The following is a 12100-nucleotide window of genomic DNA, read 5'->3' on the forward strand; positions in this document are numbered from 1 at the left end:
TCTCCTGATTTCTGCAGTGAAACGAGGACGGACCGGAGTCATTCGTTGACTTCTGTTCGTCCTCGTTTTCTGTAATCGAGTGGAGGAAATAGTGATGGTGACAATTGCACAGATTGCCCAGTGGCTGGGCCTAGAAGAAACCGATACACGGGCTTTAAGAAATTTTGCGACAGATTCAAGAAGTATGCTGACAGAAGGATTGTATATCCCGATCCAGGGAGCACGCGTCGACGGACATACGTTCATCGAGGGAGCAGTTGCTCAAGGGGCCATCGCCACGTTGTGGAAAAAAGGTATTCCGCTTCCGGAGATGGACATCACGGTGCTTGAAGTCGAAGATCCGTTACAAGCGTTACAACTCATCGCCAAACGGTACTTACAACAAGTGGCCCCGAAAGTTATCGCGATTACAGGATCAAACGGCAAGACCTCAACGAAAGACATGATTGAAAGTGTCTTGAAACAGTCATTTCGAACGCACAAAACGGCAGGAAACTTTAATTCGGATATCGGAATGCCTTTGACAATCTTGATGATGCCGATCGAGACGGAAGTCGCCGTTCTTGAAATGGGAATGAACGGGTTTGGAGATATCGAGCTGTTATCGAATCTTGCCGAACCGGATATTGCACTCGTGACGAACATTGGGGAGTCCCATGCCGAGCAAGTCGGCGGACGAACTGGAATCGCCCAGGCCAAACTGGAGATTCGCTCAGGCTTAAAACCGAACGGTCATCTCTTCGTAGATGGCGACGAGCCGTTGTTAGGAGAAGTGCCGGCTGAACGGATCGGATATCATGCGACCAATACGTACGTCATCGAACAGGCGGAAGCGACGTTCATCGGAACGACGTTTAAATTTGACGGGACGACGTTCAGCATACCGGTCCTCGGTAAACATCAAGTCCGGAATGCAGCATACGCGATTGCGACAGCAAAAGCACTGGGACTTACCGATGACGTCATCCAGGCAGGATTGAATGACGTACAATTGACACCGATGCGGATGGAACGTTTAATGTACGGGCAAACGGCCATCATCAACGATGCCTATAATGCCAGTCCGACATCGATGAATGCGGCAATTGAAACGATTGCAACGCTCGACGGATTTACGAATAAGGTCGTTGTCCTCGGTGATATGTATGAACTCGGTCAACAGGAACGTCTGTTGCATGCCTCTGTCGGGAAGAAGATTGCACTTCCTGTATCCCATGCTATCCTTGTAGGGGGGAAAGGGCGTTATATTGCGGATGGAATTGCAGATCCGACCGTCCAAGTCCAATTTGCGGACACGGTCGAAGAGGCAGCGCGTCTGCTCCAACCTTTGCTCGGCCAGCAAACCGTTATTTTGCTGAAAGCGTCGCGTGGACTGGCACTGGAACAAATTTTTACATTTCTAAATGAAACTTAATCCTTAAAAGTAGGTGTTTGCAATGATCACATTATTCATCAGTTTAATTATTGCGTTTTTGGTTGTCGTCCTCGTGATGCCAAAAGCGATTCCTTTTTTACACAGTCTTAAATTCGGTCAAGAGATTCGCGAAGAAGGTCCGGATTGGCACCAAGTGAAATCCGGGACGCCGACAATGGGTGGAATCGTCATATTGCTGGCGATGATCGGCAGCCTGCTTGTGCTCTTAGTGATGGGAGATCTGGACCGGAGCCATCTGTCGTTATTGTTCTTGACGCTTGCTTACGGAGCGATCGGTTTTATCGATGACTATATCAAAGTCGTTAAAAAACGTAATCTTGGTTTAAACTCAAAACAAAAATTAATCGGACAAATTGTCGTCGGTCTTTTGTTTGTCTGGTTGAGCGGCGGATTTTCGAGTCAAGCTACGTACCTGGCGATTCCTTTTACGACATGGTCGATTGACTTCGGTATTCTGTATCCGCTCGTCGCGTTATTCTGGCTCGTCGGATTCTCGAATGCGGTCAATCTGACGGACGGACTGGACGGACTCGTATCCTTTACGGCGATTCCGACATTCCTGTTCTTTGGTCTTTACGGTTGGTTTATCGCGGATGAGCCGGGGGTTGCCTTGTTTGCCTTTTCAGCTGTCGGTGCGTTGATCGGATTCCTTGTGTTTAATGTCTATCCAGCTAAAATCTTCATGGGCGATACGGGATCACTGGCTTTAGGAGCGGCGCTTGCCGGTTTATCGATCTTATTGAAACTGGAATTACTGTTAGTACTGATCGGCATTGTATTCGTTGTCGAGACATTATCGGTCATCCTGCAGGTTATTTCCTTCAAGACGACAGGGAAACGGATCTTTAAAATGAGTCCGATTCACCACCATTTCGAAATGGTCGGGTGGAGTGAGTGGCGTATCGTCGGAACATTTGCTTCGATTAGCTTAATCGTGGCGTTAATTGCCTATCTGTTCGTGTAATTGAAATTCGTGGTCAAGAAAGTGAGCGATTTAATGATGAAGAGTTCTGAGCTGGAGAAGAAAAAAGTATTGGTCCTTGGGACTGCGAAAAGCGGAATTGCGGCAGCGACCTATCTTGTGAAGGCAGGCGCTGTCGTGACGGTGAACGATGGTGGGACGCCTTCGGAAAATGACGTCCAAACGCTTGAATCCTTGAAGGTCGAAACCCTCTTCGGAAGTCATCCGTTATCCTTGTTGGATGGAACAGACTTAATCGTAAAAAACCCGGGGATCCCTTATCAGATTCCATTGTTACAGAAAGCACTGGAGCTTGGCATCCCGGTTTGGACGGAAGTGGAATTGGCTTATCGTTCAACAAAAGCGGACTGGGTGGCGATTACAGGATCAAACGGCAAGACAACGACGACGACGCTCGTTCATGAACTATTAAAACGGGGATCAAAACGTGTTCATCTGGCGGGGAATATCGGTTTCCCGGCAGTTGAGGTTGCCCAGCAGGCAGAAGCAGGCGATGTCATCGTCATTGAGTTGTCCAGTTTTCAATTGATGGGCATCGAATCCTTCTGTCCAGTCAGTGCGGCGTTCCTGAACCTGTCGCCGGCTCATCTTGATTACCATGGGGATGTTACATCTTATGCGGCAGCCAAAGCACGAATCTTTTCAAACATGGATGAAGCCGGACGACTGGTCGTCAATGCGGATGACGAGGAAGTCATGCGCCTAAGCGAAACAGCAGCAGCCGAACGGTTGACGTTCTCACGTCGCCAAGATGCGTATGCACACATCGAAAACGATATGATTTTTGTCGGTCAGACAGAAATTCTCCCGGTCCGTGAGCTGGCGCTCGGCGGTGGTCATAACCTCGAAAACGTCCTGGCTGCCTTGACATTGATTGAACCGTTCGGGATTTCCCTGACAGCGATTCAAGACGTCTTGCGGACGTTTGGCGGAGTAGCACACCGGACAGAATACATCGGTGAGTTTGCCGGACGAAAGGTCTACAATGATTCAAAAGCCACGAACAATGTTGCGACGGAAGCAGCACTGTCCGGTTTTCAATCGTCGATCATTTGGATTTGCGGTGGACTCGAACGCGGTGCAGATTTAACACCGTTGAAAAGTGTGATGACCCATGTCAAACATGTCATCGGACTCGGGGAGACCGGTCAACGCTTCGCCGATTTAGCGACCGAGCAACAGATTGCTTCGACGGTGACACGTGAGATGGAAGAAGCCGTTGCCACGGCATTTGATGTCTCGAAACCCGGGGATATCATTTTGCTGTCTCCGGCATCGGCCAGTTGGGACCAATACAAAACGTACGAAGAACGCGGCGAACATTTCATCCGTTCTGTCCAAAAAGTAGGAGGAATGATGAAATGAGAATCGTAGTTTCAGGTGGAGGCACCGGTGGACATATCTATCCGGCGTTGGCGATGATTCGAGAAATTGAACGTCGGACGCCATGCGAAGTGTTGTACATCGGAACAGAGAATGGACTCGAAGCAGATATCGTCCGTCGAGCGGGTATTCCTTTCGAATCGATTGAAATTTCGGGAATCCGCCGTTCCTTATCGTTTGAAAACGTCAAGACCGGTTTCCGCTTTTTAAAAAGTGTTGTCCGCGTCCGGAAGCTTTTGCGCGACTTCCAACCGGATATCGTGGTCGGAACGGGTGGTTTCGTCTGCGGTCCGGTTTTATACACAGCAGCGAAGATGGGATATAAAACACTCGTCCATGAACAAAACAGTTTACCGGGAATCACGAATAAGTTCCTGGCGCGTTATGTTGACCGAGTGGCCTTGTCCTTTAAGGGATCTGGTCATCATTTCGGCAAAAATGAAGGGAAGACGATTTTAATCGGGAATCCCCGTGCTTCGGAAGTTGCGATGCTGCAGATTGATCCAGTCGAAGAAAAACAAAAATACGGTTTTGAACAAGATCGTCCTCTGATTGTCGTTTACGGCGGCAGCCGGGGGGCACCAGCCATCAATAAAGCAGTCGTCGACATGATTCCCAAGCTGACAGAAACTGACTGGTCGTTATTGTTCGTCACGGGACAGGTGCACTACGAAGACATTCAGGCTCAGCTCGGCACATTACCCGACCGGATTCAATTGCGTCCGTTCATTTATGATCTGCCGTTAATTTTAAAAGCGAGTCAACTTGTCATCTCGCGTTCCGGTGCAAGTACGTTAGCTGAATTGACGACGCTCGGTTTGCCGAGTATCTTGATTCCAAGCCCGTACGTGACGGAAAATCATCAAGAAGTGAATGCTTCGTCACTCGTCGAGACAGGAGCCAGTCTGTTGATTCGGGAATCCGAGTTGACGGGAGACCGATTGTTCGACGCTTGTACGAAAGCAATTGCCGATCAAGCGGACATGTCAAAAGCGTCACTTGCGCTTGGTATGCCAAATGCGGCAAGTGATCTGGTCGATGAATTATTACGGTTGATTCAGCAAAAAAACTAAAGCATTGCAGGAATAGACCGATAAGGTACTGAAATTAAACATAATGGAGGGAGAGGCTTACGTGAAGGAACAACAACCGGCCAGACAGCCGAAGATGGATGCGACTGTCCGCAGCTTAGAAGATAAAATTCCATATGTCCGTGAGCAGCGTCGGAAAAAGGCGAACCGGCGTTTAATCTATGTCCTCATCCTGATCGGTCTATTGATTGGTGTCGTCTTCTATCTTCAATCGAGTTTCTCGCGTGTCGCGACATTTGATGTCACTGGCACCGTGAACGTCAAGAAGGAAAACATCATTCAAGCATCACGTATTAAGGTGAAGGAGACACATGCTTTCAATGTGTCGGAAGAAGCCGTGTTGGAACGGATTGAAGATGTTCCGGGTATTCGCGAAGCGACGATGAAAAAAACGTTTTTACACCATTATGAAGTGGATGTCGTCGAAGAAAAAGAAATCGCGTATGCCAAAGACAAACCGGGCGCCCGGATCGTCTTAGCGGACGGAACGATTATTCCCGGAAAGTCGAAGGAAGAATTGTTTGATGCACCGATTCTAACCGGATTTACGGATCAGTCCTTGGAACGTCTGACAAAGGAACTCGTTAAAATCGAGCCGAAAGTCCGGAGCCGGATTTCGGAAATCGTAGCCAATGACCAGACCGACAAAGGCGGATTAAAGTTATTCATGACGGACGGAAATACCGTCTTATTGAGTACATCGGCTTTTTCTAACTCGTTGAATGAATATGTCAAAGTGATTTCTGCATTGCCAAAAGGTAAAACAGGAACGATTACCATTGATGGTGGTATCTATTTCAAACCATATAAAGGTAAAAAATAGTAAATAACACCCTGTATTAGACGGGTTTGACAAACGTTTGTTTTCATTAGTAGGAAAGCGGACACATCGTCATCAAATCGTAATCTATTAGATGGGTAAGTTAGACAATAACTTCTTTTCGTGAGGTTTTTTATAGTGTAGACTTAAACGAGAAGAAGATTGTCTCGATTCCTGTAAATATAAACAGGAACGACAGGATTAGTATTATGAAAGTGGAGGTGTCACTCCCATGGAAACGAAAGGTACGATTGCCGCACTAGATATTGGGACATCGGAAGTGAAACTCATCGTCGGTGAACTTCTAGGTGGAACACTGAATGTCTTAGCGGAAGGGTCTGCACCATCTGCAGGCGTCAAGCGAGGTGTCATCGTCGACATCGATCAAACAGTAAATGCCATTAAACAAGCGGTTGCAGAAGTGGAGCGCACACTCGGTGAACCGATTGGTGAAGTATATGTAGCAATTTCCGGTGAGCACATCCAAGTCAAGGATTGCCAAGGGATGACATCAATCAAAGGGGAAGATAACGAAATCACGGATGATGATGTGAAGGATGTCCTTCATTCTGCCATGGTGATGCGGATTCCAAACGAATTGAGCGTTGTCGATGTTTTACCTAAAACGTTTACTGTCGATCAGCAGACGGAGATCACAGATCCACGTGGCATGATCGGTTATCGTCTAGAAGTGACAGGGAAGCTGATTATCGGAGCGAAGACGATTCTACATAGCATCAAACGTTCCATCGAACGAGCTGGGTTGGAACTTGCGGGGTATGTGCTGGAAAGTTTGGCCGTCTCACGAATTGCAGCTTCGATTGATGAATTGGAACTCGGTGTCGGAATCGTTGATATCGGACATGAAACGACCACTCTTTCAATTTACGAAAAAAATGATTTAGTGTACTCAACGACACTTTCGTATGGCGGAGATCATCTGACACGCGATTTGACGTATAAAATGAATTGTAAATACCAAGATGCAAAACTCGCCAAAGAAGAATATGGTGTCGCACTGGAAGCACTCGGAGACCCGGAAGAGAAAGTTTCCTACGTGACGATTAACGGAGAACACTGTTTCGAACCACAGACGGAGATCGGTTTTGTACTGGAAGCCCGTCTGGAAGAGATTTTTGAAATGATCCAGAAACGAATGACACAAGCCGGATATGCACAAATGAACAGCGGCATCATTCTTTGTGGCGGCAGTTCTTCCTTACCAGGAATTGACCAACTCGGTAAGCGGATCTTTAAACAAAGCGTGAACGTGTATCAACCAGCCAGCTTAGGGATTCGTCATCCGAAATATGCTGTCGCTGCCGGAATGTTACGCTACGTGCTGTCACGCAGTGCCGTTTCGAAGTCAGGGTTTGACCGGGCGGACGAAAAGGGAATAGCCGCACAAGGACGTGAGCAAGAAGAGTTACTTGCACACCCTTCCCAACCTTCAGTACGCGAAGAGCGACCACAGAAGGAACAGCCTCCAAAAGAGCGGAAGTCATTCAGCAGTTTCTTTGAGAAATTTTTCGGCTAAATAAAAAATTATCAGTAAAAAAATAGGGGGCCCCTTTTATGTTGCATTTTGATGAAATGATGGACCAAGTAGCTAAAATCAAAGTCATCGGAGTAGGTGGCGGTGGTTCAAACGCTGTCAACCGAATGATTGAACATGGTGTCCAAGGCGTAGAATTCATCGCTGTCAATACGGATGCACAAGCTCTAAACATGTCACAGGCGGATGTAAAACTTCAACTGGGAGCAAAACTGACACGTGGTCTTGGTGCCGGAGCAAATCCGGAAATCGGTAAGAAAGCTGCCGAAGAAAGCCGCGAACAGTTGACAGAAATTCTATCTGGTGCCGATATGGTTTTCGTAACAGCAGGAATGGGTGGCGGTACCGGAACAGGTGCAGCACCGGTCATCGCTGAAATTTCTAAAGAAATCGGTGCGTTGACAGTAGGTGTCGTCACAAAACCTTTCATGTTCGAAGGCCGCAAACGGATGCAACATGCTGTTTCAGGCGTGCAGAACTTTAAAGAAAAAGTCGATACACTCATCGTCATTCCGAATGATAAATTGCTTGAAATCGTCGATCGTAACACGCCGATGCTTGAAGCCTTTAAAGAAGCCGATAACGTGCTTCGTCAAGGTGTTCAAGGGATTACGGACTTAATCGCCGTTCCGGGTCTCATTAACTTGGACTTCGCGGATGTTAAAACGATCATGACGGAAAAAGGTTCAGCATTGATGGGTGTCGGTGTTGCAACGGGTGAACACCGTGCGACAGAAGCCGCGAAAAAAGCGATTTCGAGTCCATTGCTTGAAACATCGATCGAAGGTGCAAAAGGCGTCTTGATGAATATCACCGGTAGTGCGAACTTGAGCCTTTACGAAGTAACGGAAGCTGCTCAAATCGTTCAAAGCGCTGCGGACGAAGAAGTCAACTTAATCTTCGGATCAGTCATCAATGACAACTTGGAAGACGAAATCATTGTTACGGTCATCGCAACGGAATTCGAAAACGAGCCACTCGATTTTGAAATCCCGTCAGCACAAGAAATGATGAAAAACCTGCTCAAGAAAAAGCAGGCGTCGACACCATCACCAGTAGCTGAAGAACCTAAACCGCAAGTCGAAGAGACACCTATTAGCTCGAACCAAGAATCAGCAAAAGGGTCAGATGTCGAAGAGACGATGGATATTCCTTCTTTCCTTCGCCGGAATAATCGTTAATTCGATATTCCCGGGACACGACTGCTAGATCAAGAGGTGTCGCGTAAGCGACACCTCTTTTTTTAAAAAAGGATGGGATGAGATGTTTGGTCAATGGATAAAATGGGATACCCCGACAGGAACGGTCCGTGCAGCGTTTACGACAAAGTTTTCAGCACCTCACGGTCAAGGCAACTTAGGACTGCATGTAAAAGATGATCCGGAAGGTGTCATTAAAAATCGTGAAGTCATCGTGCGGCAACTGGATTTAGCCCTGGAAAACTCAGTATGGGCTGAACAGGTGCACGGCAATCATGTCGAGCAAGTAACGACCCTCGAGTCCGGTCGTGGAGCCGCAGATTACGAAACGGCAATCAAGGGTACAGATGGACTGGTGACAACGGATTCAAACGTCTTATTGATGATGCTGTTTGCAGACTGTGTGCCGCTCCTTTTCTGTGATCCGCGGACCGGTATCATTGCAAACGTTCACGCTGGCTGGCGCGGAACGGTTGCCAACATCGTCGAAGCCACATTGACAAAGATGGAACAAGCCGGTGCCGAACGTTCTTCGATTCAGATGGTGATCGGACCCTCGATCCGGGAATGTTGTTATGAAGTAGATGGTCCTGTTCTTGAGGCGGTTGACCAACTGAACTTGGAAGAGTCTCCTTATACTAAAAAAGAAGACGGAAAAGCTATGTTATCACTTCAAAAAACCAATGCCATGTTAGCCGAACGCAGTGGTGTCGGTGATGTGCTGGATACAGGAATCTGTACGAACTGCCAGGCGGAAGACTACTTCTCCTATCGTCATGGGGATCATGGTGGACGGTTTGCCAGTTTGATTGTAAAGGAGTCTCTCGATGTCAATTTCTGAAAATGTACAACAAGTCCGACAAAACATGAAACAGGCGTATGAAAAGACCGATCAAAAAAAGCAGGTACAATTGATCGGCGTGACGAAATCAGTTTCAAGTGAAGTGGCGGCGGAGTTGCTGGCGGCAGGTATAACGGCACTGGGTGAGAATCGTCCGGAAGGATTGACCGACAAACAAACGGTCTTAGGACGTGAGGCCTGTGAGTGGCATTTTATCGGAACACTGCAGACCCGTAAAGTCCGGCAAGTCATTGATCGGATTGACGTGTTACATTCCTTGGACCGCTTGCATCTTGCGGAAGAAATCAATAAACGTGCCAAGCAGCCAGTCGATTGTTTTGTGCAAGTCAACGTTTCTGGTGAAGAATCCAAGCAGGGGATTGATCCGGAAGATGTTCACTCATTTTTGCATGAGGTAGGACAATATCCGATGGTCCGTGTAATCGGACTGATGACGATGGCTCCGTTGACAGAAGACGAACAAGTACTCCGTTCTGTTTTTCGTTCACTTCGTGTCTTGCGAGACGAAGTGGCAACCCGTCAACTCCCGCATGCACCGTGCACGGAATTGTCGATGGGGATGTCATCGGACTATCAGATTGCCATTGAAGAAGGCGCGACATATGTCCGAATCGGTACGACGTTAGTCCAGTCATAAATTGCCTAGATATACGAAAGGAGAATTGATATGGGATTCAAAACAAAAATGCAAAATCTATTTCTCGGTAATACAGACGATTTAGATGAACTCGAATATGAAAATGATGCTACAATAAATAAAGGTAGAGGTGCATCACAGCAAGAATATGACGAGTATTATGAGGATTCTACCCCTACTGTTACTCAAAAGGAGGACCCTGTGAGACAATCGAACATCGTACCCATTCATACAAAAAAGGCGAAATCACAAGTCATTCTCAGTGAGCCGCGTGTGTTTAACGAAGCACAGGAAATCGGCGAACATCTTCGTCAAAATCGTGCTGTCATCGTGAACATGCAACGGATGTCTAAAGATCAATCACGCCAAATGATTAATTTCCTGTCAGGTGTCGTGTTTGCTCTTGATGGAACGATTACGACTATCAGTCAAAATACACTCCTCTGTGTACCGAACAACGTCGAGCTGGCCGGAAGTATCTCAAATCTGCTCGGTGAAGATGATATCAACCATAAGGGGTGGTAAGCATGGATTCGCAAGTCATGTACGCAATCGGTCGTACACTCAGCACGTTACTTCAATATTACAGCTACGTCATGATTGCCTATATTTTATTATCGTGGTTCCCAAATGCACGTGAATCACGATTCGGTCAAGTCCTGGCCATGTTAGTCGAACCTTTCCTCGCACCGTTCCGACGGATTATCCCGCCCATCGGAGGTATGCTTGACATTTCACCTATCGTTGCCTTTTTAGTGCTTAATTTGGCACAGGCAGGCATTCGAGCGATCTTCTTCTAATGAGCGTTTATGATCATTATCGCGGACATGAGCGGGAGTTCGTCGATCTCGTCCTAAACTGGATCGACCATGTCGAAGCGACCTACACATTTAAAGTGACAGACTTTCTGGATCCGCGTGAACAACAGATTACCCGAGAACTTGTCGGAACAAAATGTGCCCTCTTTTTTGAGGGCGGTTTTGAAGGTGCGGAACGACAGCGTGCCCTCATTGCCCCTGATTATTACGAGCTTGATGCCAACGATTTTGATATCGCCATTTATCGTATCCATTATCCCACAAAATTCGTCGAGCTCTCGCATCGCCAGGTGACAGGGACATTACTAAACGTCGGATTAAAACGAGGGAAATTCGGTGACGTCGTCATCCAAGATCAACTCGTCCAGTTCGCCGTCGCGAAAGAAGTGGCTTCTTATATTGAAGCGAACGTCGATCGTGCGGGGAAAACCAAGATCCGGTTGTCACTCGTGGATTCAGAAGAACAGTTGAAAATCAAGGATCAAGAATGGCAGGAAGAACTGGGATTTGTCAGTTCGCTCCGTTTTGATACGGTCGTCAGTGAAATCCTTGGATTTTCAAGACAAAAAGCGCAAAGCCTGATTAAGCAGGGTGAAAGTAAAGTCAATTATAAAATCGTTGAAGATCCGAGCTTTTTGTTAGAGGAAGGCGATTTGCTGTCACTTCGCGGAACGGGACGTGTCAAGTTGATTGCCGTACTCGGTTCAACGAAACGGGACCGGATCAAACTGCAATACGGTCTGCTAAAAGGATAACCAACAAGCTGAGGGAGGATTTCATCATGCCATTGACGCCACTTGATATTCACAATAAGGAATTTACACGTAAGTTTCGCGGCTATGACGAAGATGAGGTCAATGAATTTCTTGATCAAGTCATCAAAGATTTTGAATTGTTGCTCCGGGAAAACCGTCAACAGCAAGAAGTCATTCAAAACATGCAGTCTCGTGTCGATTACTTCAGCTCGATGGAGGAAACGCTAAACAAATCCATCATCGTGGCACAAGAAGCGGCAGAAGAAGTCAAAGCGAATGCGACGAAAGAAGCGAGCCTCATCGTCAAACAAGCAGAACGGGAAGCCGAACAACTGCAGGATGCGGCACAGCGCCGAGCGCAGCGGACTGATTTTGAAGTCGAACAGATGCGTAAAAAAATCGAATTGTACCGTAATCGATTCAAAGTATTGATCGACGCACAGATGGAATTGTTGACGAGCCACGACTGGGATGCATTTGATAGTTCGACCCGGGGTGTGCTTGACGAGATTCCGGCAGTTGCGTATAATGACGACGATGTCGTATAAGTTAAATCATTGAGA

13 protein-coding genes and 1 other annotated feature (1 of these 14 running past the window's edge) are annotated in these 12100 nt (G+C 47.1%); all 13 genes read left to right on the forward strand.

The annotated features are described in order from the left end of the window. Positions 1–94: 94 nt before the first annotated feature. The 13 genes from KNQ07_RS01380 (at position 95) to KNQ07_RS01440 (ending at position 12085) form a co-directional block, all read left to right on the forward strand. Positions 95–1414 (forward strand): UDP-N-acetylmuramoyl-tripeptide--D-alanyl-D-alanine ligase, encoded by a 1320-nt coding sequence (locus KNQ07_RS01380; RefSeq protein ID WP_214763679.1) that lies wholly within the window; start codon positions 95–97, stop codon positions 1412–1414. Between the two features lie 22 nt (positions 1415–1436). After that, the gene (gene mraY, locus KNQ07_RS01385) at positions 1437–2399 is read left to right on the forward strand and encodes a phospho-N-acetylmuramoyl-pentapeptide-transferase (protein WP_012370833.1); all 963 of its coding nucleotides are present in this window, start codon (positions 1437–1439) and stop codon (positions 2397–2399) included. Positions 2400–2432: 33 nt separating this feature from the next. Further along, positions 2433–3782, forward strand: a complete 1350-nt coding sequence (gene murD / locus KNQ07_RS01390; protein ID WP_214763682.1) for a UDP-N-acetylmuramoyl-L-alanine--D-glutamate ligase — start codon at positions 2433–2435, stop codon at positions 3780–3782. Further along, positions 3779–4873: an undecaprenyldiphospho-muramoylpentapeptide beta-N-acetylglucosaminyltransferase gene (gene murG, locus KNQ07_RS01395; protein WP_214763684.1), complete on the forward strand. Its 1095-nt coding sequence runs from the start codon at positions 3779–3781 to the stop codon at positions 4871–4873. The genes murD and murG overlap by 4 nt, the downstream gene beginning before the upstream one ends. Before the next feature lie 61 nt (positions 4874–4934). Next, on the forward strand, positions 4935–5714 hold the full coding sequence (locus KNQ07_RS01400; RefSeq protein ID WP_214763687.1) for a cell division protein FtsQ/DivIB: 780 nt from the start codon (positions 4935–4937) through the stop codon (positions 5712–5714). A gap of 229 nt (positions 5715–5943) precedes the next feature. Continuing rightward, positions 5944–7248 carry a cell division protein FtsA gene (ftsA, locus tag KNQ07_RS01405; protein WP_214763703.1) on the forward strand — a complete coding sequence of 435 codons (1305 nt, stop codon included), beginning with the start codon at positions 5944–5946 and terminating at the stop codon, positions 7246–7248. Between the two features lie 38 nt (positions 7249–7286). Continuing rightward, positions 7287–8447, forward strand: coding sequence for a cell division protein FtsZ (gene ftsZ / locus KNQ07_RS01410; RefSeq protein ID WP_012370828.1), 1161 nt, complete (start codon positions 7287–7289; stop codon positions 8445–8447). An 82-nt stretch (positions 8448–8529) separates the two neighbouring features. Next, positions 8530–9306 carry a peptidoglycan editing factor PgeF gene (gene pgeF / locus KNQ07_RS01415; RefSeq protein ID WP_214763710.1) on the forward strand — a complete coding sequence of 259 codons (777 nt, stop codon included), beginning with the start codon at positions 8530–8532 and terminating at the stop codon, positions 9304–9306. Then, positions 9293–9964 carry a YggS family pyridoxal phosphate-dependent enzyme gene (locus tag KNQ07_RS01420; protein WP_012370826.1) on the forward strand — a complete coding sequence of 224 codons (672 nt, stop codon included), beginning with the start codon at positions 9293–9295 and terminating at the stop codon, positions 9962–9964. The genes pgeF and KNQ07_RS01420 overlap by 14 nt, the downstream gene beginning before the upstream one ends. A 201-nt stretch (positions 9965–10165) precedes the next feature. Then, positions 10166–10489: a cell division protein SepF gene (locus KNQ07_RS01425; protein ID WP_233550664.1), complete on the forward strand. Its 324-nt coding sequence runs from the start codon at positions 10166–10168 to the stop codon at positions 10487–10489. 2 nt (positions 10490–10491) lie between these two features. Then, positions 10492–10764, forward strand: coding sequence for a YggT family protein (locus tag KNQ07_RS01430; protein WP_012370824.1), 273 nt, complete (start codon positions 10492–10494; stop codon positions 10762–10764). Continuing rightward, positions 10764–11537, forward strand: a complete 774-nt coding sequence (locus tag KNQ07_RS01435) for a YlmH family RNA-binding protein (RefSeq protein WP_012370823.1) — start codon at positions 10764–10766, stop codon at positions 11535–11537. The genes KNQ07_RS01430 and KNQ07_RS01435 overlap by 1 nt, the downstream gene beginning before the upstream one ends. Before the next feature lie 26 nt (positions 11538–11563). Beyond that, positions 11564–12085, forward strand: a complete 522-nt coding sequence (locus tag KNQ07_RS01440; RefSeq protein ID WP_012370822.1) for a DivIVA domain-containing protein — start codon at positions 11564–11566, stop codon at positions 12083–12085. Then, positions 12086–12100, forward strand: a binding site (T-box leader) (it continues 213 nt past the right edge of the window). It abuts the gene before it with no gap.

This window comes from Exiguobacterium sp. s145 (assembly GCF_018618835.1).
Taxonomy (GTDB): domain Bacteria; phylum Bacillota; class Bacilli; order Exiguobacteriales; family Exiguobacteriaceae; genus Exiguobacterium_A; species Exiguobacterium_A artemiae.

Coding starts and splice junctions, on each gene's coding strand:
- mraY (WP_012370833.1), top strand. CDS start 1,437: ATGATCACATTATTCATCAGTTTAATTATTGCGTTTTTGGTTGTCGTC.
- KNQ07_RS01435 (WP_012370823.1), top strand. CDS start 10,764: ATGAGCGTTTATGATCATTATCGCGGACATGAGCGGGAGTTCGTCGAT.
- KNQ07_RS01440 (WP_012370822.1), top strand. CDS start 11,564: ATGCCATTGACGCCACTTGATATTCACAATAAGGAATTTACACGTAAG.
- murD (WP_214763682.1), top strand. CDS start 2,433: ATGATGAAGAGTTCTGAGCTGGAGAAGAAAAAAGTATTGGTCCTTGGG.
- ftsA (WP_214763703.1), top strand. CDS start 5,944: ATGGAAACGAAAGGTACGATTGCCGCACTAGATATTGGGACATCGGAA.
- pgeF (WP_214763710.1), top strand. CDS start 8,530: ATGTTTGGTCAATGGATAAAATGGGATACCCCGACAGGAACGGTCCGT.
- murG (WP_214763684.1), top strand. CDS start 3,779: ATGAGAATCGTAGTTTCAGGTGGAGGCACCGGTGGACATATCTATCCG.
- KNQ07_RS01420 (WP_012370826.1), top strand. CDS start 9,293: ATGTCAATTTCTGAAAATGTACAACAAGTCCGACAAAACATGAAACAG.
- KNQ07_RS01380 (WP_214763679.1), top strand. CDS start 95: ATGGTGACAATTGCACAGATTGCCCAGTGGCTGGGCCTAGAAGAAACC.
- ftsZ (WP_012370828.1), top strand. CDS start 7,287: ATGTTGCATTTTGATGAAATGATGGACCAAGTAGCTAAAATCAAAGTC.
- KNQ07_RS01430 (WP_012370824.1), top strand. CDS start 10,492: ATGGATTCGCAAGTCATGTACGCAATCGGTCGTACACTCAGCACGTTA.